This is a genomic window from Stenotrophomonas sp. SMYL89 (assembly GCF_036319985.1).
Classification (GTDB): domain Bacteria; phylum Pseudomonadota; class Gammaproteobacteria; order Xanthomonadales; family Xanthomonadaceae; genus Stenotrophomonas; species Stenotrophomonas maltophilia_Q.
This window is the reverse complement of sequence record NZ_JAWIRW010000026.1, coordinates 1-23680: the sequence shown is the minus strand read 5'-3', so window position 1 is coordinate 23680 and position 23680 is coordinate 1. Positions and strand designations below refer to the sequence as shown.

Annotated in this window: 17 protein-coding genes and 1 pseudogene; 4 read left to right on the top strand and 14 right to left on the bottom strand. The window is 67.6% G+C overall.

All coding sequences use genetic code 11. The features are described 5' to 3' along the window. Positions 1-46 precede the first annotated feature (46 nt). From V3B41_RS19295 to V3B41_RS19285, 3 genes are all read right to left on the bottom strand, one after another. Positions 47-1696, bottom strand: coding sequence for a Na+/H+ antiporter (locus V3B41_RS19295; protein ID WP_197620148.1), 1650 nt, complete (start codon positions 1694-1696; stop codon positions 47-49). Positions 1697-1813: 117 nt separating this feature from the next. After that, entirely contained in the window at positions 1814-2605 is a 792-nt protein-coding gene (locus tag V3B41_RS19290) for a class III extradiol ring-cleavage dioxygenase (protein WP_049432347.1), read from the bottom strand. Between the two features lie 31 nt (positions 2606-2636). Then, complete coding sequence (locus V3B41_RS19285; protein ID WP_049432350.1) at positions 2637-3047, bottom strand: DoxX family protein; 411 nt, start codon at positions 3045-3047, stop codon at positions 2637-2639. 96 nt (positions 3048-3143) lie between these two features. Between V3B41_RS19285 and V3B41_RS19280 the strand changes: the two genes are divergently transcribed. Beyond that, positions 3144-4025, top strand: coding sequence for a LysR family transcriptional regulator (locus V3B41_RS19280; protein ID WP_049432352.1), 882 nt, complete (start codon positions 3144-3146; stop codon positions 4023-4025). Between the two features lie 245 nt (positions 4026-4270). Here the strand turns inward: V3B41_RS19280 and V3B41_RS19275 are convergent, their stop codons facing one another. Then, on the bottom strand, positions 4271-7333 hold the full coding sequence (locus V3B41_RS19275; protein ID WP_049432355.1) for an EAL domain-containing protein: 3063 nt from the start codon (positions 7331-7333) through the stop codon (positions 4271-4273). Positions 7334-7509: 176 nt separating this feature from the next. On the opposite strand from V3B41_RS19275, the gene V3B41_RS19270 reads away from it, so the two are divergent. Then, complete coding sequence (locus V3B41_RS19270) at positions 7510-9621, top strand: M13 family metallopeptidase (RefSeq protein WP_329861796.1); 2112 nt, start codon at positions 7510-7512, stop codon at positions 9619-9621. A 97-nt stretch (positions 9622-9718) separates the two neighbouring features. On the opposite strand, the gene V3B41_RS19265 is transcribed toward V3B41_RS19270, so the two are convergent. After that, positions 9719-10939 carry an MFS transporter gene (locus V3B41_RS19265; protein ID WP_329861795.1) on the bottom strand — a complete coding sequence of 407 codons (1221 nt, stop codon included), beginning with the start codon at positions 10937-10939 and terminating at the stop codon, positions 9719-9721. 133 nt (positions 10940-11072) lie between these two features. Between V3B41_RS19265 and V3B41_RS19260 the strand changes: the two genes are divergently transcribed. Beyond that, the gene (locus V3B41_RS19260) at positions 11073-11660 is read left to right on the top strand and encodes a TetR family transcriptional regulator (RefSeq protein ID WP_049432363.1); all 588 of its coding nucleotides are present in this window, start codon (positions 11073-11075) and stop codon (positions 11658-11660) included. 154 nt (positions 11661-11814) lie between these two features. On the opposite strand, the gene V3B41_RS19255 is transcribed toward V3B41_RS19260, so the two are convergent. Beyond that, positions 11815-12744, bottom strand: a complete 930-nt coding sequence (locus tag V3B41_RS19255) for an oxygenase MpaB family protein (protein ID WP_197650953.1) — start codon at positions 12742-12744, stop codon at positions 11815-11817. 309 nt (positions 12745-13053) lie between these two features. Here V3B41_RS19255 and V3B41_RS19250 point away from each other — a divergent pair, with 309 nt between their 5' ends. Then, a complete protein-coding gene (locus V3B41_RS19250; RefSeq protein WP_106549748.1) occupies positions 13054-13668 on the top strand; it encodes a hypothetical protein in 615 nt (204 codons plus the stop codon). A 79-nt stretch (positions 13669-13747) separates the two neighbouring features. Here V3B41_RS19250 and V3B41_RS19245 read toward each other — a convergent pair whose 3' ends face one another. The 8 genes and pseudogenes from V3B41_RS19245 to V3B41_RS19210 all read right to left on the bottom strand — a co-directional run. Continuing rightward, a complete protein-coding gene (locus V3B41_RS19245) occupies positions 13748-14518 on the bottom strand; it encodes a LytTR family DNA-binding domain-containing protein (protein WP_329861794.1) in 771 nt (256 codons plus the stop codon). Continuing rightward, a complete protein-coding gene (locus tag V3B41_RS19240; protein ID WP_005407896.1) occupies positions 14508-15767 on the bottom strand; it encodes a histidine kinase in 1260 nt (419 codons plus the stop codon). Before V3B41_RS19240 ends, V3B41_RS19245 begins: the two co-directional genes overlap by 11 nt. A gap of 163 nt (positions 15768-15930) precedes the next feature. Continuing rightward, the gene (locus tag V3B41_RS19235) at positions 15931-17580 is read right to left on the bottom strand and encodes a M28 family metallopeptidase (protein ID WP_329861793.1); all 1650 of its coding nucleotides are present in this window, start codon (positions 17578-17580) and stop codon (positions 15931-15933) included. Positions 17581-17944: 364 nt separating this feature from the next. Then, positions 17945-19594 (bottom strand): CsgG/HfaB family protein, encoded by a 1650-nt coding sequence (locus tag V3B41_RS19230; protein ID WP_197620333.1) that lies wholly within the window; start codon positions 19592-19594, stop codon positions 17945-17947. A gap of 16 nt (positions 19595-19610) precedes the next feature. Continuing rightward, on the bottom strand, positions 19611-20288 hold the full coding sequence (locus V3B41_RS19225) for a hypothetical protein (protein WP_329861792.1): 678 nt from the start codon (positions 20286-20288) through the stop codon (positions 19611-19613). 135 nt (positions 20289-20423) lie between these two features. Further along, positions 20424-21524 carry a hypothetical protein gene (locus tag V3B41_RS19220; protein ID WP_005407892.1) on the bottom strand — a complete coding sequence of 367 codons (1101 nt, stop codon included), beginning with the start codon at positions 21522-21524 and terminating at the stop codon, positions 20424-20426. Continuing rightward, positions 21515-22702, bottom strand: a complete 1188-nt coding sequence (locus tag V3B41_RS19215) for a hypothetical protein (RefSeq protein WP_329861791.1) — start codon at positions 22700-22702, stop codon at positions 21515-21517. Before V3B41_RS19215 ends, V3B41_RS19220 begins: the two co-directional genes overlap by 10 nt. A 137-nt stretch (positions 22703-22839) precedes the next feature. Beyond that, a pseudogene (locus V3B41_RS19210) lies at positions 22840-23680 on the bottom strand (hypothetical protein); the annotation flags it as partial.

Sequence of the window (23680 nt, the reverse complement as noted above, 5' to 3'; positions counted from 1 at the left end):
TCCAAGGCCGGATCCGCATCGGCGCCAGCACGGCCCGGCCCGGGCATCACTCGCGCTTGCGCGATTCCAGCAGGTCCAGGTTGCGGATCAGGCGCCGCGAGATCTCATCGGAGATCACCCCGCGCCGGGTCAGCCGGAACAGTTCCTCGCGCTCGGCATTGAGGCCGGCGCTGCGCAGCTGGCGGTAGCCCATCTCCATGCGCCGCACCTTCTCCGGGTCCACGTCGGGCCCATCACTGTCGCGCTCCAGGTGGCGCTGGTACAGCAGGCTCACCCGCGACGCAGCGTCGTTGTACAGCTGCACGTTCTCGGTATTCTGGTTCATCACCAGCTGCTGGCGCATGCGCTCGACCCCGGCCAGCGCGGCCTTCGACGACAGCCGGCGCGCCAGGTCCTCTTCCTTGCGCTCGCCCGAATCGGCCGGCAGCTGCAGGCCCTTCAGCAGCTGCGGCAGCGCGATGCTGGCGCCCAGCAGCGAGAACAGGATCACCGACGCGGCCAGGAAGATCACCAGGTCACGCGCCGGGAACGCGCTGCCATCGGGCAGGAACAGCGGCAGGGTCAACACACCGGCCAGGGTGATCGCACCGCGCACGCCGGCCACCGAGGTCGCCACCACGATGCGCCAGTTCGGCGCCTCGCCGCGCTCCAGGCCGCGGCGCCGCGCACGCAGCAGGTTCCAGCGCAGCGACAGCCACACCCACAGCAGGCGCAGCGTGATCAGTGCCAGGTTGATCACCACCACGTACACCAGCAGCCACCACGCGCTCTGGTGGCCGCTTTCGTTCATGGTGGTGGTGGCACGTTCGACGATGCCCGGCAGCTGCTCGCCCAGCAGCACGAACATGATGCCGTTGAAGCTGAACTGCAGCATGTTCCAGACCCCGGCGCGCTGCACGCGCATGCTGCCGGAGACGCGGCCGGTCAGCTCCACGTAGCTCATCGCGATGCCGGCGGCGACCGCGGCGAGAATGCCCGAGGCATGGATTTCTTCGGCCAACAGGTAGGCCGCGAACGGGATGAGCAGGTTGACCAGCATCGCCGCGCCGGGCTCTTCACCGAAACGGCGCCACAGCCAGCGCTGGAACGTGGACACACCCAAAGTGACCGCCACGCCCACCGCCAGGCCGGCCACCGCCACCCACACGAAGGTCAGCGACGCCGTGGCCAGCGAGAAGGTGCCGGTCATCACCGCCGCCACTGCGAAGCGGAAGCAGACCAGGCCCGATGCATCGTTGAGCAGCGACTCGCCCTCCAGGATGTGCATCAGGCGCTTGGGGATCGGCGCCTTGGAGGCGATCGCACCGACCGCCACCGGATCGGTGGGCGACACGATCGCCGCCAGCGCGAAGCACACGGCCAGCGGCATCACTGGAATCAGCCAGTGGATCAGCAAGCCGGCGCCGATGACGGTGAACACCACCAGGCCGAAGGCCAGCTCGAGGATCGCGCCCTTGTCGCGGAACAGGCCCTGCTTGGGAATGCGCCAGCCATCCAGGAACAGCAGCGGCGGCAGGAACAGCAGGAAGAACACTTCCGGCTCCAGCGCGTGGCCGCGGTTGAACACCCCGGCGATGACCGCGCCCAGGCCGATCTGCACCAGCGGCAGCGGCAACGAGAACGGCAGGACGCGAACCAGGTAGCCGCTGGCGACAACGGCTACCAGCATCGCCAGGACGACTTCAATGGTATGCATGCTTCTTCCAGGAAGCGGCGCGGGGGGCGGCTCGGGAGCCAGCGCCGGAAACCCGGAAAAAACTACCACATGCGGCTGCAGGCGCGACGACGGGGATGGCCCGGCGTCAGCCCCGGCTCATGCCGCTCCATCGAAGCGGTACAGGTCCATGGCCAGGAAACCGGCGTCGATGCCGGCATCGATGCGACGTGCACCGAAGCCGCCCTCGCCCGCCGCGCCCATCGCGAAGAACAGCGGCAGCAGGTGCTCGTCGGTCGGGTGCGCACGCTCGGCAAACGGCGCCTGGCGGCGATAGTCGAGCAGCGCCTGGCGGTCGTCGGCGGCCAGCCGCTGCTCCACCCACTCGATGAAGGGGCGCACGTAAGGCGCTTCCTTGCCGTCCTGGTAGTCGCCCCAGTCGTGCAGGTTGTGGGTGATGCTGCCCGAGCCGACCAACAGCACGCCCTGCTCGCGCAGCGGCGCCAATGCACGGCCCAGCGCGAACTGATGCTCGGGGCCAAGCAGCGGCTGGATCGACAGCGGCACCACCGGGACATCGGCCTGCGGGCGCAGCAAGCGCAGCGGCACCCACGCGCCGTGGTCGAGGCCACGCTGCGGGTCGATGGCCACCGGCAGGCCGGCGGCGGCGATGCGGCCGGCCACTTCTTCGGCCAGTGCCGGATCACCCGGCGCCGGGTACTGCAGTTCGAACAGCGCGCGCGGGAAGCCACCGAAGTCGTGGATGGTCGGCGGCTGCGGATGCGCGCCGACCAGCGGCTGCCGGCCCAGCCAGTGCGCCGAGGCCATCACGATGGCGCGCGGGGTTGGCAGATCCTGCGCCAGCTCGGCAAGGCGCACACCGACCTGGCCCGGATGCAGGGCGGTCATCGGCGAACCATGCGAGATGTACAACGAAGGCAGGCGGGACATGGAATTCTCCAGTTGCAGGATCAGGCGGCGATCAGCGCGAACGCAGGGTCCACTTGCCATCGCCGATCAGGAACAGCACCACCAGCGCCAGCGCCCAGAAGGCCGGGTATTCCCAGCCACCGCCGACGTTGGCGAAGCTGAAGCCATTGGCGCCGTGCACGGTGACGATGGTGCCCAGCAACAGGGGCACGCCGACCAGGCCGACCCAGCGCGCGTAGATGCCCAGCAGCAGCGCGGCGGTGATCGCCAGCTCGACCGCAATGGTTACGTAGCCGAACACGCCGGGCAGGCCGATCGACTCGAAGAACGCGGCGGTTCCGGCCGGGGTGAACACCAGCAGCTTGGTCAGCGCGTGGACCAGGAACAGCACGCCCAGGGCCAGGCGCAGCAGGGTGGCGCCATACGGGGCCAGCGAAGAAACAGGAGCGATCGTGGTGTGCATGGGGAGGCACCTCGGAAGGAATGGACACAGGTTATTGCGCCTTCACAGACCGATAAATACGATCGTTTGACCGTATTTATTTCAAAAGGCGCAACAATGGACACCCTTGAGGCGATGCGCGTATTCGTGGCGGTGGTCGAGCGCAACGGCTTCAGCGCCGCCGCCCAGGCCCTGGACATGTCCACCGCCGGGGTCACCCGCCAGGTCGCCGCGCTGGAAAAACGCCTGTCCACCCGCCTGCTCCACCGCACCACGCGCCGGGTCAGCCCAACCAGTGCCGGCGCCGCCTACTACGCCCAGTGCGTGCGCCTGCTGGCCGAGTTCGACGCGCTGGAGGCCAGCATCGGCGCGCAGGCGCTTGAGCCCTCCGGCACCCTGCGCATCAACGCACCGGTCAGCTGGGGCATCGCCCGGATGGGGCCACTGCTGGCCAGCTACCGCCAGCGCTTTCCGCAGGTGGAACTGGATCTGGCGCTGTCTGATCGGCTGGTGGACATGGTGGAGGAAGGCTACGACGTCGCCATCCGCATCACCCGCGAACCGAGCCCGGCGCTGATCGCGCGCCGCCTGGGCGAATCGCGGGTGAGCCTGTGCGCCGCACCGTCGTACCTGGCCGCGCATGGCACGCCACAGACACCGCAGGAGCTGCAGGCGCACGCCTGCCTGAGCTACAGCTACTGGGCCGCCGGTGACCACTGGCCGCTGCAGGGGCCTGGTGGCGAAGTGAAGGTGGCGGTGAGCAGCCTGCTGCACGCCAACAACGGTGATGTGCTGCGCGAAGCGGCGATCGCCGGCATGGGGGTGATCCTGCAGCCGGACTTCCTGCTGCAGGATGCACTGGCCGAGGGCCGCCTGGTGCGCATCCTGCCGGACTGGGAGGCGGCGCCGATCGGCATCTTCGCCGTCTACACCAGCCGCAGCCACCTGGCACCGAAGGTGCGCAGTTTCATCGATCACCTGGTGGAAGCCGGGGTGTAAGGGGGCGTCCGCCAGGTATGGCCCGGCGCTACCGGCGCATGGATCCGCCGATGTTTCCGGCGGATATGGCCCGGTAGAGTCGACTGTCAGTCGACTCCCGCGCGTAGCGCGCGTCTTTCTGCCAAACGCCAAGAGCAGTCGACTAACAAGAGCAGTCGACTAACAAGAGCAGTCGACTAACAAGAGCAGTCGACTAACAGTCGACTCTACACTACACGTCGCCGGCTCCTTGTCCGGCGCGCGACCTAGGCCGCCACCTCGTCCAGCGCATCGATGATCTGTTCCAGCGGCGCCGGTCGCCCCAGCAGGTAGCCCTGCACCTGGTCGCAGCCATGCGCGGCCAGCCAGTCCAGTTGCCCCGGCGTCTCCACGCCTTCGGCGATGATGGTCAGGCCCATGCTGTGGCCCAGCGACAGCAGCGCGCGGCAGATCGAGGCATTGCGCGGATTGGTTTCCACGTCCGCCACGAAGCTGCGATCGATCTTCAGGATGTCCAGCGGCAGGTGCTGCAGGTAGGACATGCTGGAATAGCCGGTGCCGAAATCATCCAGCGACACGCTGATGCCCTGCTCGTGCAGGCGCTGCATGGTCTGCATCGCTTGTGCCGGCTTGCGCATCAGGCTGCTCTCGGTCAGCTCCACATGCAGCGCACCCCGCGCCAGCCCGAACTCCTGCTGGGCGCGGGTGAACTCGGCCACCAGATCGCTGTTGAAGAACTGCACGGCCGAGACGTTGACGGCAATCGGCAGCTCGCCCCAACCGGCCTCGACCAACCGCCGCTGTGCCTTCGCTGCCGCGCGGATCACCCAGCGCCCCAGTGCCAGGATCAACCCGGTCTCCTCGCACAGCTGGATGAACTCATTGGGCGGGATGAAGCTGCCATCAGCCTGCGGCCAGCGCAGCAGCGCCTCCAACGCCGCAGGGCTGCCATCGCTGGCATGCCGGATCGGCTGGAAATACAGCTGGAACTCGTTGTCGATGGCCGCATGGATGCGCCCGGCCAGGCGCAGCCGGTCGGCCAGCCGCGTTGTCACCGCTGCGTCGAACCAGACCACGACGTTGCCCTCGGCACGCGCTGCATGCGCGGCCTGCGCGGCCATGCCGATCACCTGCTCGGCGCTGTGGCCGTCACCGGCGACGTGCACTGCCACGCCAATGCGCGGCTCGAACTGGTGCAGTGAATCCTTGCCGCGCATCGGCGCTGACACGATCTGCAGCAGGTCGTCCAGCACGCGCTGGGTATCGTGTTCGGCACCGATGGCGAACACGAAGTCCTCGGCCGGCTGGAACGCCAGCGTGCCGCAGCGCGCGCCCAACCCACCGAGCCGGGTCGCCATCGATTGCAGCACGGCATCGCCGATCTCGCGGCCCAGCGTATCGGCCACCAGCTGCAGGCCGCGCAGCTGCACGAAGGCGATGGTGTAACCCTCGTCCTGCTCATCCAGCTGGTCGGTCAATGCACGTACGTTGAGCAGGCCGGTGGCCGGGTTGTGCCGTGCCTGGTAGGCCAGGTCGCGTTCGTAGGCCAACCGTTCGCTGACATCCTCGGCCAGCACCAGGCACGCGGGCTGTCCGTCGAAATCGAGTTTGGACAAGTGTGCGCGCACTTCGAACACGCTGCCATCCTTGCGCCGGTGCAGGCGCACCGCCGCATCCTGCAGTTCACCAACGCGGGCCTTGGCGATCGCTCCTTTCACCTCGTCCCAGCCCTCGCGCGGGCGGATGTCGAGGATGCTCATCGCCAGGAATTCCTCGCGGCTGTAGCCGTACTGGCGCACCGCGGCATCGTTGACCTCGATGAAGCGCAGCGTGTCCGGGTCGAACACCCAGAATGGCGCCGGGTTGCGATCGAACAGCAGGCGGAAACGGCGTTCCACTTCGCTCATCTGCTCGCGCGCCTGGTAGCGCTCGCTCAGGTCGGTCAGCGCGCCGATCATGCGGCGCTCGCTGTCGGCCACCTCCACCCGTTGCCCGCGCGCACCCACCCAGCGCACTTCACCACCGGGCAGCACCAGGCGAAACACCTGGTCGAGCACTGCACCACCGGCGAAGGCCTGGTCAAAGGCCTGCTGCAGGCGCGCGGCATCATCACGATGCACGCGGGCGAAGAAGTCGGCTACCGGCAGCGCATCGGTCTGCACGCCGAAGATCTCGCGCGCCAGCGGTGACCAGCGCAGCAGCGCGGCATCCTCGTCCACGTACCAGGTACAGACACGGCCGACCTGATGGGCCAGGCGCAGCTCGGCATGGCCCGCCTTCAGTTCCTCGGCCATCGATTGCTGGCGGCGGGTCGTACGGCGCACCGCATACAGCAGCACCAGCAGCACCGCGATGTAGGCCAGCACAATCACCACCGACGCCTGCAGGTAGGGCCACCATGGCGCCAGCACGTCTTCATCGGCCAAGCCGATCTGCACCGCCAGCGGACTGCGGTCGAGCGTGCTGATGGTGGTGATGCGCGGCACACCGTCGACCACGCCGGGCAGGCTGCCGAGCTCGACCACCGCCTGCTTGCCGAGCAGGTCACGCCGCGGCAGGTCGTAGCGGCGACCGACGGTGCCATGCGGATCGGGCACGCGCGCCAGCATGTAACCCTCGGCATCGCTGATCGAGACCAGCCCGTTGGGCCCCACATCCAGGCCGCCGGCGATGCGCTGCAGTTCACCACAGCGCAGCCGCGCCAACAGCCAGCGTTCACCGGCCATCGGCAGTGCCAGCGGCACCACCCAGCCGCCATCGCTGGCCCGCTGCGGCGGCCCGATGTACATCGCGCTGCCCTGCCCGCGGCGCAGCGGGTCAGTCCACAGCGGCAGCTGCAGGTCGCCGCGGCCGGCGGTCAGCGCGCGCCCGTGGCTGTCCAGCACCACGATGCTTTGCAGTTCAGCGTGGCGGCGCAGCACGCCACCGATGGCAGCATCCAGCAGTGCCGGCGCCTGTGACGGCACGGTGCGGAACAGTTCAGCGGCATCGGCGGCGATGCCGGACATCGCCCGCTCCAGGTTGCGCAGCTCCAGCGCCAGCAGGCGCTCGCTGCCCACCGCCAGCGCCCGGCTCTGCCGCTGCGCGGCCTCCAGGCGACGGTGATGGTCGTTGGCCAGCATGGTGGCCAATCCGGCCACCAGCAACAGGCCCAGCAGCACGCCGCCCCAGGTGATGGCGCGCAACGGACGGGCCAACGCCCGCTTCAGCGCGGGCATCGGTCGAGCTTCCTTGTGCAGTCGGCTGGCTTCATGCGCGAACGAATCCTCCACATCCCCGACCTCAACGGCCGGCGAACGCCATTCTTGACGCCTGACCCCGTCCTGCATGGCCACCTCCCCGTGTCCGCGCAGGGCTCCAGGGCCCAGCATGCACCACCCCGGTGACGGCGTGAAGATCGCTTCGGCGCGTTCAGCCAGATCCTGCACAGGACCGGCCAGCCACAGGGAGGGCCAGCCGGGCCGCAGCGGATTAGACTTGGGGTTTTCCGCTGCAAGAGAAGTCCATGTCCAAGCTGCGCCGTCCCACCCTGGCACTGGCCATCGTTGCCAGCCTGTCCCTGGCTGCCTGCGACCGTCCGGCCGATCCGGCCGGTGGCACCGCCAAGCCCGCCGAGGCTGCCTCCGCTGCGGCCAAGCCGATGCTGGGCAGCTTCGGCTTCGATGCCAGCGGCATGGACCGCAGCATCGCGGCCGGCGATGACTTCTTCGGCTTCGCCAACGGCACCTGGGTGAAGAACACCGAGATTCCGGCCGACCGTTCGCGCTTCGGCAGCTTCAACGTCATTGCCGAGAAGACCCTAGCCGACACCCGCGCCATCCTCGAAGGCGCCGCCGGCAATGCACAGGCCAGCGGTGACGACAAGCTGATCGGCGACTACTACGCCGCCTACATGGATGAAGCCGGCATCGAGCAACATGGCATCGCCCCGGTGCAGCCGCAGCTGAAGGCCATCGATGCGATCGCCGACAAGGCCGGCCTGGCCCGCACCCTCGGCGGCGACATGCGCGCCGACGTCGACCTGCTCAACGCCACCAACTTCTACACCGACCGCCTGTTCGGCCTGTGGGTGTCGGTGGACATGCTGCAGCCGGACCGCAACGCGCCCTACCTGGTGCAGGGTGGCCTTGGCATGCCCGACCGCGACTTCTACCTCGGTGACGGCCGCATGGCCGAGCTGCGCAAGCAGTACCAGGCCTACATCGCGCAGATGCTGCAGCTGGCCGGCGTGGCCGACCCGGCCGGCAAGGCGCAGCGCATCCTCGCGCTGGAAACGAAGATCGCGCAGGCGCACGTCACCCAGGAAGAAACCAACGACGTGACCAAGGGTGCCAACCCGTGGACCCAGGCCGATTTCAACGCCAAGGCACCGGGCATGGACTGGAACGCCTTCCTTGATGCGGCCGCGCTGGGCGACCAGCAGGACTTCATCGTGTGGCAGCCCAAGGCCGTGGCCGGCCTGTCCAAGCTGGTCGCCACAGAGCCGCTGGACGTCTGGAAGGACTACCTGGCCTTCCACGCACTGGACCGTGCCGCCGCCTACCTGCCGAAGAAGTTCGCCGATGCCCGCTTCGCCTTCCACGGCACCGCGCTGAGCGGCACACCGCAGCAGAGCGACCGCTGGAAGCGCGCGGTGGACGATGCCAACCATGCCGTCGGCGAAGCCATCGGCAAGCGCTACGTCGAGAAGCACTTCGACGCGAAGACCAAGGAGCGCGCGGACGAGATGGCGAAGAACATCATCGCCGCCTTCGCCAAGCGCATCGATGCACTGTCGTGGATGTCGCCGCAGACCAAGGCGCATGCCAAGGCCAAGGTGGCCGGCCTGACCGTGGGCATGGGCTACCCGGAGAAGTGGCGCGATTACACCGGCCTGGAGATCCGCCGCGATGACGCGCTGGGCAATGCGCAGCGCGCCGAGCTGTTCGAGTACCAGCGCAACATCGCCAAGCTGGGCAAGCCGGTCGACCACAGCGAGTGGGCGATGCTGCCGCAGACCATCAATGCGATGAACGTGCCGCTGGAAAACCGCCTGGTGTTCCCGGCGGCGATCCTGCAGCCGCCGTTCTTCGACGGTGCCGCCGACGACGCGGTGAATTACGGTGCGATCGGCGCGGTGATCGGCCATGAGATCAGCCACGGCTTCGACAACGCCGGTGCGCTGTTCGATGAAACCGGCAAGCTGCACAACTGGTGGACCGCCGAGGACCTGAAGCAGTTCAACGCTGCTGGCGATGCGCTGGCCGCGCAGTTCAGCAGCTACGCGCCGTTCCCGGGCGTGCATGTGAACGGCAAGCTGACCCTGGGCGAGAACATCGCCGACGTGGCCGGCCTGGGCACCGCCTACGACGCCTACCAGCTGTCGCTGCAGGGCAAGCCGGGGCAGACCCTGGAAGGCTTCACCCCGGACCAGCGCTTCTTCCTCGGCTTCGCCCAGGCCTGGCGCAGCAAGAGCCGCGAGCAGGCGCTGCGCAATTCGCTGCTGACCGATGTGCATGCACCAGGCCAGTTCCGCGCACTGACCGTGCGCAATATCGACGCCTGGTACCCGGCGTTCGAAGTGAAGGAAGGCCAGAAGCTGTACCTGGCCCCGGACAAGCGGGTCAAGGTGTGGTGATGTAACGGGAACGGGCGCCGCAAGGCGCCCGTTTCATTTTCTGGTGGGTGCCGACCTTGGTTGGCATCTATCCACGCCATCCACCCATGGGGTGGATCTACGTCCTTGCGGTGGCCTCCGCAGCACAGCCAGGTACGCGCGCGCGATGCATTGCGCGCTGCGCGAGTATCGCGATCAACAGCACGCAGGCGCCGGCGATCAACGCAACGAGAAAGCCCGGGCGCACGCCCGCGGCATCGACCACCTGGCCCGACACCGCCGCACCCAGCGCGACACCGATGTTCAGGCCGGCCAACAGCCAGGTCATGCCCTCAGTGAGGCGTGCTGCCGGCACGCATTGCTCGACCAGAGACATCGCCACGATCATCGTCGGCGCGAAGAACGCGCCGGCCAGCAGCACGGCCACGGCCAGTGCAGGCAGGTTGCCCGCCCACAGCAACGGCAACGTGGTCAGTGCGGTGGCCGCTGCGCCGGCCAGCAACAGGCGCGGCAACGGTGCCTGCAGCTTCAGTGCACCGAACAGCAGGCCCGCTGTGCAGCTGCCCAGCGCATAGGCCGACAGCACCGCGCTGGCGGCAAGCGGCTGGCCCCGCTCTTCGGCGAACGCCACGCTGGTGATGTCGACGGTGCCGACAATCAAGCCCATCGCCAGCATCAGCAACGCCAGCAGGCGGATCTCCGGCTGCCGTAGCAACGAACGCGAGGGTGCGGCACCTTCGCGGTGCTGCAGCGGCGGCTCGGTGCCACGCTGCATTACCAGTGCGGCCACTCCAATCACCAGCAGCAACGCTGCCGCCAGCACGCCCGCCTGCGGCCACACCGCAACCGACAATCCCACCGACAGCGGTGGCCCGGCGATGAAGGTCACCTCGTCGAACACGGTCTCCAGCGAATACGCGGTCTGTAGCTGCGCGCGGCCGCGATGGATCGCGGTCCAGCGCGCGCGCACCATCGCCGACACGCTGGGCATGCAGCCGGCCAGCATCGCCGCAATGAACAGCGTCCAGTCGGACGCGGCCAGCAGCGTGCACGCGAGCAGCAGCAGCAGACCGGCCGCGCTGGCTGCGGCCGCCCACGGCAGCACCCTGCCCTGGCCGTGGCGGTCGACCCAGCGCGACACCTGCGGTGACAGCAGCGCGTAGGTCAGCACGAAGGTGGCCGACACCGCACCAGCCAATGCGTAGCTGCCGCGCAGCTGCGACAGCAGGGTGATGATGCCGATGCCGGTCATCGGCAGCGGCAGGCGTGCCAGCAGCCCGGCCAGGGCGAGGCCGGCGGTGCCGGGGGCCGCGAACAGGTCGCGATAGGGGGTGGCCATCAGGATCTCCAGGGCAGCGGCTTGCCTGGCGCACCCGGCGCCACGACAATACATACAGAGCGTATGAATAAGAGGTTACATTCATACGCGCCGTATGTAAATAATCATGCACTTCGTATGTAAGGAGCTCCGGATGGTCCGCCGCACCCGCGCCGAGATGGAAGAAACCCGCGCCAGCCTGCTGGCCACCGCCCGCCGGGTGTTCAGCGAGCATGGCTATGCCGCCACCTCGATGGACGACCTGACCGCCCAGGCCGGGCTGACCCGTGGCGCGCTGTACCACCACTTCGGCGACAAGAAGGGCCTGCTGGCGGCTGTGGTCGCCCAGCTGGATGCCGAGACCGACCAGCGCCTGCAGGCGATCAGCGACGGCGCCGACGATGCCTGGGAGGGCTTCGTGCAGCGTTGCCGCGCCTATCTCGAGATGGCACTGGAACCGGAGATCCAGCGCATCGTGCTGCGCGATGCACGCGCGGTGCTCGGTGGCGCCTCACCGGAATCGCAGCGCCACTGCGTGCACTCGATGCAGCGGTTGATCGAACAGTTGATCGCGCAGGGCGTGGTGGCGCCGGTGGATGCACAGGTACTGGCGTCGTTGATCTACGGCGGCCTGGCCGAGGCTGCGTTCTGGATCGCCGAAGGAGAGGAGGGTGATGCGCGCCTGCGGCAGGCGACGGCGGCGCTGGACGTGTTGTTGCGTGGGTTGAAGGTGGACGGGTAAGGCTTCATCCACGCATGGCGTGGATCTACCGCGGAATCCGCTCTGGTAGATGCCAACCTTGGTTGGCGCTTCTGCGGCACCGCGCGAAATGCGTGCCAACCAAGGTTGGCACCTACCAGAACCATGGTGCGAGCGTGTCAACCAAGGTTGGCATTTACCAGGCAACGGTGGGCCACTCGCGCAGGACGTCCACCGGCACGCCCATGCGCGTGCAGGCACGGCTGGCGAGGCCATCGGGCAGCGCGCGGCGGAACAGTGGCGCCATGCCCTGCATCAACTTCGCTGAAGCTGCCGCCTGAGCACGCTGGCGACCATTGCGTTTCAGCATGCCCTCGGCCCAGTCCGGCAGCAGCGCCGCACCTGCACCCAGGAACACTTCGCGCGACAACCCTGGCACCGGAACCGGCAGGCGCACGCCGGACAACACCCCCAGCACTTCGCGCGAGCGCTCGTCCACACGCAACTCCGGTTGCCGTGCACAGAAGTACGCCGCCACCTCGGCTTCACTGCGCGGCACATCCACCGCGCCCAGCGCCTCGGCCACCCGGCGGTACTCGTCGTAGTAGCGATCGGCGATGTGCGCCGGCACCTCGCGCCCGTAGCGGCGGAAGCCCTGCAGGAAACCAAACGCCTCGGTCACATGCACCCAGGTCAGCAGCTGCGGATCATCGGCGGCATAGGGCTCGCCCTGCGCGGTCTGGCCGCGGATCCGCGCATGGATGCGACGCACCTTGGCCACCAGCGCTTCCACCTCACCGCTGGGCGCGTAGCTGGTGCCTGCAACGAACGCTGTGGTGCGCCGCAGGCGACCCACCAGGTCCTGGCGGAAATTGGAGTAGTCGTAGACCCCGGCCAGCGCGCGCGGGTGCAAGGTCTGCAACATCAGCGCACACAAGCCGCCGGCCAGCATCGAGGGGAATTCGGCATGCAACCGCCAAGTGACGCTGTCCGGGCCGAACCAGCCCGGGTCGCCCAGCGGATGGTCGTAATCGATGCCGCTCTGGCCGCGCGGGAAAGCCTCCAGCACCCAGCGCCGGATCGGCGCGGTGACGGGGCGGGAAAGTCGCTGCAGCAGAGCCGGCATCACAGGTCCAGGAAAGGCGGGAGTACGGCCGCGCGTTGCGCGGTCGGCCCCGATTCTGGGCGATCACGACGCCGGCGGCGAGTCTCCGCGCTCAGCCACGGTTTCATGTGCGGCCGCAGCACATTTCACCCTGCGACATCCTGTCGCAGGCTGCGGCCTCAATGCTGCGATGCAGCAACATTCACCCATTCAGACAAAACCCTTACGCCGCTTGGCATTGCGCCCATTGCACGGCTCGCTGGAAGTGCTAGAACTGAACCCGCCACACCGTCCAATGCTGATCGACGCACGTTCCACAAGGAGCCAGCCATGATTGCTTTGTTCAAGGGTTTGGGACTACTGCTTCGCGACAACGAGCTCTACAGCAGCCCGTTCGACAAACAGGTCGCGCATTGGCGCAACCTCAGCGAGCAGCAGATCCGCGATGAAGTGGCTGTGCTGGCCCAGGCCAAGTGCCAGTGGCTGATCGCCTCGATCGTCGGCTGGCAGGCGGCGTCACTGTTGATCCTCGGCCTGATCACCAACTATCTGTGGCGCGACGACTACCACATCACCTTCACCCGGGTGGTCGTGGTGTTCGGTTCATGGATCTCGATCCTGTTCGTGATCTGGTTCATGGCCAACATGTTCGACCGCACTGCCGGTTTCGAACGCTGGATGAAGGCGTTCAACAGCCGCGCCCGCATCAGCTCCAAGGCCGACAGTGTCGAGCACGTGGCCGAGGCACTGGACCTGGCCGAGCATTACCCGGAAGTGCTCGACTACAAGCAGGCGGTCACCGCCAAGCGCGAACTGCGCCACGAGGACATCCGCATCATGACCGAGATCGGGCGCATGAAGCAGCACTCCGAGCTGGTCGGCCGCCTCAACCACGTGGGCGAGAACGAGCACCACCACGACCTGACACTGCAGCCTGCCTACTGACCCTTGGGGAAAGCGGGGGGACCCACAATGCCACCGTGCGCGATCACGGTGGCATTGTTCTTTCAGCAGCCTGCGTGGATCACATCCCGCGGAACAGGCTCATGAACGGTTGGCTGACCACCAGTGTTTCCGTGCGGCCTCGCAGCCGCAGCACGCCACGCCCGGTATCGTCGCGGCTGACCGCCGCCACCGCCTTCATGTTGACGATGGTCGAACGATGGATCTGGCGGAAGTGCTGCGGGTCGAGCACTTCCAGCAGCTCGCGCAACGGTGTGCGCAACAGGCTCTCATCTGCGGCCGTCACCACGGTGGTGTACTTGTTGTCGGCGCGGAAGTAGGCCACGTCCTCCAGCATGATCAACTGCGTCTCGCGGCCGTTGCTGGCGGTGATCCAGGCCAGCGGCGGGCGTTCGGCAGCACCCTGGGATGGACCCAGCCGCTGCAGCAGGCGTTCAAGCACGGCGTCATCCTGGCGCGTCGATGGCAGCCGCGACAGGATGCGCTCACGCGTGGCCAGCAGGCGTTCGTCACTGACCGGCTTCAGCAGGTAATCCATCGCGCCCTGCTCGAACGCGTCGATGGCGTACTGGTCGTAGGCGGTGACAAACACCACCTGGGTGCGCGGGCTCAGCTCGAACAGCGAACGCGCAACTTCGATGCCACTGATGCCGGGCATGCGGATATCGAGGAAGGCAATATCCGGCTGCTTCTCGGCCAGCTGCTCCAGCGCACTGGCACCGTCCTCGCACTCGGCCACCAGCTTCAGCTCCGGCCACAACCGGCGCAGCTGTTCCACCAGTGACTGCCGCAGCAGTTCCTCGTCTTCGGCAATGAGGGCTTCAAGCGGCATGGCTGCGCTCCTTGTGTGTCTGCGGCAGGGTCATGGTTGCGGCCACGCCGCTGGGGAAGTTGGCAACGATCGCCACGCCGGCCTGCTCGCCGCAGGTCAGTCGCAGGCGCTCGCGCAGGTTCTTCAGGCCGATGCCGGTGCCACTGGTGCCCTGGCCGAAGCCGAGGCCATCGTCGGCCACGGTCACCGTTACGTGGTCATCGAAGCCACGCGCCAGGATCCAGATCGTGCCGCCGCCGGGCTTGGGTTCCAGGCCGTGCTTGATCGCGTTCTCCACCAGCGTCTGCAGCGCCATCGCCGGCAGGTGCACGCCATGCAGCTCATTCGGCACCTGCACTTCCACCGCCAGCCGCGCGCCCATGCGGATGCGCAGGATCTCCAGGTAGGCGCGCGTACGCTCCAGCTCCACGCCCAGCGTCGACACCGACTCATCCACCTGCGGCAGCGAGCTGCGCAGGTACTGGATCAGGTGGCCAAGCATCTGTTCGGCGCGCGCCGGATCGGTGCGGGTCAGCACCTGCGCGTTGGCCAGCGTGTTGTAGAGGAAATGCGGTTCCACCTGCGCATGCAGCAGGTTCAAGCGCGCGACCGACAGTTCCTTTTCCACCTGGGTCTGTTCGGCAGCGGCCTGCTCATCGCGGCGCTGGTCGGCCACGCGGCGGCTGATCGCGCGGGTGACCGCTTCGGCGTTCTCGAAGTTGCTGCCCTCGTCCAGCGCGAGCAGATCGGCCCACCAGCCAGCGTCCGGTTCGAACAACAGCGTGACAGTGCTGGTGCCCTGCCCCGGCGTGACCGTGGCCAGCACGCTGTTGCGCTTGATCGCCAGCCGCGCCGGCAGGTTCCAGCGCGAGGGCTGGCGGCCATTCCAGAGATCGACCCGGCGCACGTAGGCGCGTACCTGCAGGCTGCCGGCCGAGCTTTCCACATCCTCCACGCGCGGAAGTTCGGCAATCGCCGCTTCCACCACGGCGTAGGCCTGGCCGGCATCCATCGGCAGTTCCACCTGGCGGCGCTGGCGGCCCGAGAGCGTGGTCGAATCCAGCCGGCCGGCCACCAGCCAGACACGCCGCACATGGGTGATCGCGCTGCCCAGCGCAGAAATCATCAGGAACATCGCCAGCAGGCCGAACACCCAGCCCGGGCCATCGTTCATGCCGCTGAAGATGCCGCTCCAGACCATGCCGGCGACAACCAGCGCGGCGGCCCAGGCCAGCAGGTGGCGGATCAGGAGAGAGAGGCTGGCGAACACGACGGCGCCTTGGAGGAAGGGGGTGAGCCGAGCATAGGGCGGCCCGCCGGGCAAGCAAGCGGGTTGCGACGAAGGGCCGGAAAGCGGCGATGGAAGCCGTTACGGCAACGCCGGGCATGGCCCGGCGTTGCCGAAGGGTGGCGGGGCAGCGCCCCGCAATCCCTTATCTGCGCTGGTCGGCGCTGGCGTCACGCACGGCGCGGAACGACTCGTCCTTGCTCCAGTTCGGCCAGCTGCGCGAGTTGGCCAGCTGGTTGCCCAGCGTGTACAGCACCTCCAGGTCGCGGGCGGCACCGGCGAACACCCAGTCCGGCTGCCATTCGTCGCCCTGCTGGTGATAACGCTTGGCGGTGTAGTCCTCGGAGGCCTTCTTGCCTGCGGCCACGCCGCCGTGCACCCAGTCCTGGCCGGCCGACCAGGACAGCGCCGGCACGCCACGCTTGGCGAACGGGAAGTGATCGGAGCGGAAGAACAGGCCCGCTTCCGGCTTCGGGTCCGGGGTGTAGCGGATGTCCCAGCCCTTGGCCACGTCCTTCAGCTGGTCCAGCAGCTCGAAGCGCGCGGCACCGTAGATGCCGAAATCACGCGACGGGCCGAACGGCGCCATGCCGTCCATGTTGATCACCGCCACGGTCTTTTCCAGCGGGTACAGCGGATGGGTGGCGTAGTACTCCGAACCCAGCAGGCCCTTTTCCTCGGCAGTGACCGCCAGGAACAGCAGCGAGCGCTCCGGACGCTTGGCCTTGGCGAAGCCGCGCGCCAGCTCGATCAGCGAGGCGGTGCCGCTGGCGTTGTCCAGCGCACCGTTGAAGATGCGGTCGCCGCGTGCGTCCGGCTCACCCACGCCGATGTGGTCCCAGTGCGCGCTGTAGATGATGGTCTCGTCCGGATGGCGGGTGCCTTCCAGGCGCGCGGCCACGTTGTGCGAGGTGATCACTTCGGTCTTCACCGCGTACTTCGCGTCCAGGCTGGCGCCGGTCAGCGTCACCGGGGTGAAGTCGCGCTGCTGCGCCTTCTTCTTCAGCGCCTCGAAATCCTGCCCGGCCGAGCGGAACAGCTCCACCGCCAGGTCGCGCTGGATCCAGCCTTCCAGCAGCGGGTGGCTTTCCGCCGGGTTGTCGCGCACCACATCGAACATGGTGTTGGTGTTGGAGCCGGCCACAGTGGCCCAGCCATACGACGCAGGTGCGGTCTCATGCACGATCAGCACGCCCAGCGCTCCCTGGCGGGCGCCTTCCTCGTACTTGTAGGTCCAGCGGCCGTAATAGGTCATGCCCTTGCCGTCGAAATCACCCTGGCCGGTCTCGAAGTCCGGGTCGTTGATCAGCACCACGGCGATCTTGCCCTTCAGGTCCACGCCCTTGAAGTCGTCCCAGTTGCGCTCCGGCGCCTTCACGCCGTAGCCGAGGAACACCAGTGGCGCCTTGCTGATGTCGACGTTGCTGGCGCCGTTCATGGCGGCGCGCACGGCGATCTGCTTGCCCTGCTCCAGCGGGACGGTCTTGCCGCCCTGGTGCAGCGCCAGCTGCGGTGCGCCGACGATGTCGCCCTTGCGCAGCGGCACGGCCTGGGTCCACAGACGCTTGCCGTCCTTGAGGTCACCGCCCGGCTGCAGGCCGGCATCGGCGAACTGCTTGCTGAGGAAGGCGATGGTCTTTTCTTCGCCGGCGGTGGCCGGGGAGCGGCCTTCGTAGGCGTCGGAGGCCAGTTCCTTGACGTCGGCGGAGATTCGCGCGCCGTCGAATTTCGGGGTGGCCGCCATCAGTGCGCTCGACACTGACAGGGCCAGCAGGCCCAGTGCTACTCGTTTCATTGCTCTCTCCAGCAGGGAAATCTCTCTGGAGTGTAATGGGATTCGGCAGGGCTGCGCCCTGCACCCGCCGATGCCAGGGCAGCAGCCAAAGCCAAAGCAACAGCGGCATCCCGTGGGATGGCGGGGTGGGGGCGAGTGGGGGGGGGGCCGGGAACCCCACCAATGGGGGGGGGGCGCCGGCCCCCCCCCCCCGCCCCCCCCCCCCCCCGCCCCCCCCCGCACCCGGACCCACCCCGCCTTCGACAGATTTCTGCTGCTGTTGGTGGGTGTCGACCTTGGTCGACACGGACGGAAACACGAAGGGGTCAGATCCCTTTCCCGGCGGGAAAGGGCTCTGACCCCATCTGTATGTTGCTTGAGTCTGTTACCAGTTCGGGTCTTCGGCCGGGGCGGCGGCCGCCTTGGGCTTCGGCTTGGCGGCCGGGCGTGCGGCGGCGGGAGCGGCCGAGGCGGTCGCGCCTGCGGCGGCCGTTGCCGGCTTGCTGCCCAGCTTCTGGCGCAGTTCGATCTGGCCCGGGCGGAAGCCGCCGCGCATCGCGTCTACGCCGTCTTCGATGGTGCCGTAGGACGTCTGTGCGGCCACGCGGTCGATGCGGATGGTGCAGCACGGGTGTTCGCTGCGGCCCAGCGAGCGACCGGTCTGCGGGTCCTTCAGTTCTTCGCCCAGGCGAACGGCCTGCCAGCGCTGGCCCGCCTGCAGCGTTTCGCCGCCCTGGCTCAGTACCACCTGGTCGCCGTCCACCGAGACCACCGACACCGGGAACAGCGTGGTGACGATGGTGGTGCCGATCTGGCCGGACAGCGACTCCATCATCGCCGCCGCCATGTTGCGACCGTTGACCACACGCGGCAGGGTGCTCGGACCGGTCGAGGCCAGCTGGTGGTCGAAGCTGTCGGACATCACCACCTGGCCGGTGGTGGCGTTGATCAGGCGCAGGGTGATGCGGCCGCCACCGGAATACGAGGTCACCTGGCGGTCGGACATGCGCAGGTTGCGCACGCTGCGCGGGTACTCGAAGCGCTCGATGGTCGGGATCAGGATCAGGTCGGTCGCCAGCTGCTGGCCCACGCGTGCGGTGTCCTGCAGGCGCACGTTGCCGCTGTTGATGTGATCGATCTCGGCCTGCAGTTCGTCGCCGAACTCGCGGTCCAGCACGATGAAGCGCTGGGTCTGGGTCAGCGTGTCGGACAGGCGCGCACGGATCGCGTCGGCCACTTCATCGGCATCCACGCGGCCATCGCCCACGGCGTAGCTGCCGGCCTTGGTACGCGGCAGGGCGACCACGATCTTCGGCTTGCCCTGCTCGTCCGGCGCACGGTACTGGGCGATCTGCGCGCGCACGCGCACCTTCCAGTAGCTGCGCATGCTGCGATGGGTCACGTCGGAATCGAACGAACTGGCGCCACGCTTGGCATCAACGTTGACCTTCTCGTCGTAGCTTTCCCTGACGCTGGCTGAGGCCGAACCGCTCTTGGCCGAGGCTTCGCCGGACGCATTGGCCGACGCCGAGCCCTTGAAGCTCCAGCCTTCATCGCTGGCGCGCACGCGGGCGATGGTTTCCTCGTCCAGCTGCCGCACTTCATCCTGCGACAGGATTTCATAGCCCAGCACCGCGCCCTGCGAGCCGGCGATCATCTGCTGGGTGAACGCGTCGGCGCGGATATCGCCGACGTGTTCGCCATCCACATCCACATGCAGGCCTGCACGCAGGCTCTGCATCTGGCTGGCCACGCGTACGCCGTTGACCTGCGCCACGGCCGACTGCAGCGCTGCCAGCACCGCCAGTTCCGGGGTGCTGCCGATGCCGTCGGCTTCACGCGCGACCTGGGTGGTGCCGCCGAAATCCGGCGTGCCACGCAGGGGCGCTGCTTCCACTGGCGCATTGCTGGCCAGCGCACTGGTTGCCTTGTCCTTGGCGGGTGCAGGCGCGGCGGCCGGGGTGTCCTGCTTGCCGCAGGCTGCAAGCAGCGCGGCGGCCAGGCCCAGGCCGATCAAACGGGTTGTCGTACGCATGGAGATTCGCCTCGGATCAGATCGAATCGAGCATCGAATCGGCGTTGGACGGCACCTTCACCTTGCTCTTCTTGGCAAAGGTCACGGCCGACTTGGTCGAACCGTACAGGCCCTGGATGAAGCCCGGCGATTCCTTGGCCACCCATGCACCGGCGGCCAGCTTGCGGCCGACGGTGGCCATCTGGGTCGCGCCCAGGTTCTTCATGCCGGCGGTGAAGTTGCTGGCTTCGCCACCCAGCTTCTGCGCTTCGGCAGCCGACGCCAGCAGCGAGACCAGGCCTTCGGCGTAGTGCTGCTTGGATTCAGCGTTCAGTTCCGGCTGTGCGGCCTGGCGCTCGTTGATCGCGGCCTGCGCAGCTTCGCTGACCGACACCGACTTCTTCATCGCATCGACGCTGACCGAACCCGACGACAGCGCCTGGCGCTCGGCTTCCAGCAGCTGCACCTGCTCGGCCAGGCCGAAGGCGCGGGCGAACGAGGTCTGGGCCTGCAGCGAGTGCGACTGCGAGCTGACGAAACGGCGCACCAGCGCTTCCTGCGCGGCTTCGTCCGGAGCGGCGGCGCTGGAGGCGTTGCTGCTGGAGGTACCGGTGGCGGCACCGGCCAGGTCCTTCAGCTTGCCCAGGCCAGCGTGGGCCGGCATCGACAGGGTGGCGGCAGCGATGGCCACGACAAGAGCGGTATTGCGGATCATGGGATTTCCTTTATGAGAAAGACGGCCGCAGCGCGGCACGCGAGATCGGGGATGGCAGCGAGTCAGTGCCGAGCAAGCTCGGCACCCACCAGAGCCGGTAGCGCCGGGCCATGCCCGGCGAGCGCAGCGGTAACGTCAGCGGACTGCCTTGACGTTCAGTTCGTTGATCATCTGCTGGGCGGCCTTCTCGGCGGCCAGCTGCAGGGCGTTGGTGCGGGCGACGGTTTCATTCGGGCCCGTGCCGGAGAACTGCACCGGGCCCACCGACGACACGGTGCGCGGGAAGCGACCGGTCACGTCCAGCACCTTGCCTGTGACGGTGACGAACACGCGGGTATTGCCGCTGGCCGGATCGCGGTCGCGCATGCCGACGTCGAGGGTACCGACGGCGATGTACGGGATGTTGGCCGCACGGATGCCGTTGGCGGTGTCACGCAGGGTGGCGGCAGACAGGTCGTTGCCGGTGCTGAAATCCTTGCGGATGCGCTCGATGCTCAGCAGGCCGCGCGATTCGCCTTCCACGTACTCGGCTTCAACCACTTCGTAGCCGGCGGCGCTGAAGGCACCAGTCATCGCAGTGTTGACCTCGGCCGCGTTGGCCACCTTCCAGCTGATGTTGTCGCTGCGCTGGGTGGTGCTGCCGCCGCTGGTGACCGACACCGAACCGTTCTGGTTGATGCTGCCGTTGGTGCTGACCGAGTTGCCGCGGAAGCTGTCGCCTTCACGGGTGTTCTCGCTGTAGCTGCTGCTGGCGTCGACGCGGCGGTATTCCTTGTCCTGGAACGACTGCACGGTGTCCTGCGAGCGTGCCATGAACAGGAAGGTCAGCAGCGAGCGCTGCGCGGCGGTGGCACCGGCCACGGCCGAACCGGCATCCAGCTTGGTCTGCAGCAGCGTGGTGTTGATCTCGGCGCGGACGGTGACGGTGTAGGTCTTGGCCTTCTTGTCTTCGGTGTCCGACAGCGGCACGGCGCTAAGCACATAGCGGTCGATCTCACCGATGAACTCGGCGCGGCGGGCTTCGAACAGGCGCAGCTTGGCTGCACCGGTTTCAGCGATGTACGCCTCCAGTGCATTGACCTTGGCCTTGTTCAGGGCCTGGGCGCGGGTATCGGCGCTCAGGCGCAGGCCATAGCTGGCCGAACCGGTACCACGCGAACTGGCGGTCTGTGCGGCGACCGGCGAGGCCACCACCAGGGCGATGAGGATGAGCAGGATGGTACGCATCAACGACATGACTTGATCAACTCCTGGAGGGCTTGGGTCTGCTGCTGCAACGGGCGGCCGCCCGGCTTCTGTTCGTCCAGCCATGCACGCGAATCTGCGCGCTTGGCGGCGGCGCCGGCGAAGGCGTCGAAGCCGGCCAGCAGGGTTTCGTAGCTGGCCGACCACTGGTCGACCTGCCACTGCGTGACCGGTACCACCTTGGTGGCCCCCTTGCGCAGCGGCTGTTCGAAGTAGACCTTGCCGGAGAACGGCTCGGTCACCTTCGCGGTGAAGAAGGCGCCGAACAGCATCGTCTTCATCGCCGGGGTTTCTTCAATCACGCCGTTCTTCAGCGCATCGACCTGCACGCTGATGACGTAGTCCGGCTCGGGAATCTTCAGCTGGTAGACCTTGCCGTCGGCAAAGCGCGCGGCCATCGCACCACCGATCGCCTGGCCCGAGGCCGGCGGCAGCAGGCCGACGCCGGTATTGGACGCCAGCGTCTTGGACAGTTCATGGGCCAGCGTGGCGCGCAGCGGCGTTTCCCACTTCGGGTCAGGCAGCTTGGCGCGGACCGCGTCGGACAGGGTTACGCCACCGACCTGCAGGCGACGCACGGCGGCATCGGGCAGCTTGGCCTGGGCGAGACTGGCGGCCAGAACCTGCGACAGGCTGGTATCGGCGCTGCCGTACAGCAGATCGGCGACGATCGTGTCGATATCGTCGTTGTCAGGACGGTAATCCTGCACGTCGATGCGCTGCAGGGTCAGCGGATAGGACGCAATCACCTGGCGCTCGCGGAAATCGAAGAACAGCGCCTGCAGGGCCACTTCCACCAGCACCTTGTACTGGTTGCCGATCGGCTCGACCGAAACCAGTTCGCGGTCCAGCGCGGCGGCCAGCACCGTCGCGCTGGTTGTGCCGTCGAGCATCGCCACCGGCTGGTCGATCAGTTCCAGGTTCGCCGGCGGCCGGCGCTTGAGCGCCTGCGCCAAGGTCTGGTTCAGCGGGATCAGGCCGCGCTTTTCCAGCACGGCGTGCGCATGCGGCGTGGTCGCCTGCACGGCAGCGGCATCAGCGGTATAGGCAAAACCGGCCCAGTAGGCCTGCTGCGATTTGTCTGCGGCCTGGGTGGCGCCCGTGAAGGCCACCATGCACAGCACCAACAGCACGCGCAGGGCGCGTGCACTCCTCTTCCTTGAAGCCATCGACCTGCGTCCTGTGTCCACCCCATGCCGGACGCGGCACAGGCGTGTGAAGGGCGCAACGATAGCCGCTGTTTACAAAACGGGCAAGATGCGACAATCCAGGTCAGTTAAAGCTCAAGCCCTGTCGCCTGTCGATCTCACCCACCGGACCCACCATCGCGCAGCAGCTCAGCCAGTGCCTTGCGGTCGGCAGCAACGGCTTCCTTGTCCATCGACATCGGCGCAACGTAGCGCGGCGCTGCAGGCTGCTGTTCCGGCACATCCGGCGCCTGCGAGGTCTGCGGCAGCAAGCGTGGCTTGAACAGGTACGACGGAATCTCATCGTCCGAAGGGCTCACCTGGATCATCGTCACCTGGTCCGGCCGGCGCATGGGCACCACCATGCTGGCCCGCTTCGATTCGGCAGCGGCCATCGTGGCCAGTACCAACTGCACGAACGGCGAGGCCGCGCCGGTTTCGCCCAGCCGCGCGTACAGGTCGATGCCTTCCTTTGGATCCAGCAGGTCCGGGTTGCCCTTGAGCTCGCGCAGCACCGGTGACAGTGTGGCGATGCCGGTACCGGCCTTGCCGGTGTCAAGGAACACCGAGTTGATGTAGGTTTCGCCGGCGGCCTGTTTCCAACCCTCTACAAGCGCCTCGTGCTGGGCCTGACGCTTGAGAGGCGTACCCTGCTCATCCGTGAAGCGGGCGACAACCGGGCGATGCAACTTGGCGAGCGTGGGTAGGGCGTCCCATTGCTTGAAGTGGGCGCGCGTCCAAGGGGTGGGAAAGAACGGTGTGGGTTTGAAAGGCTTCGGCGGGGTTGCCTGCCATCCGTTGAATTGCGGCCACCACTCATCGACGTTCACTTCGGTATACGGTGCCCACGGCCGCAGCCATTCCACCCGCTCGCGGCGGGCGACCACCATGGCCGCATAGGTGGCCAGCGGGGTGCTGGCCGTGCGCGGGACGTCATATTTTCCGTCTGGCCCGAACGCG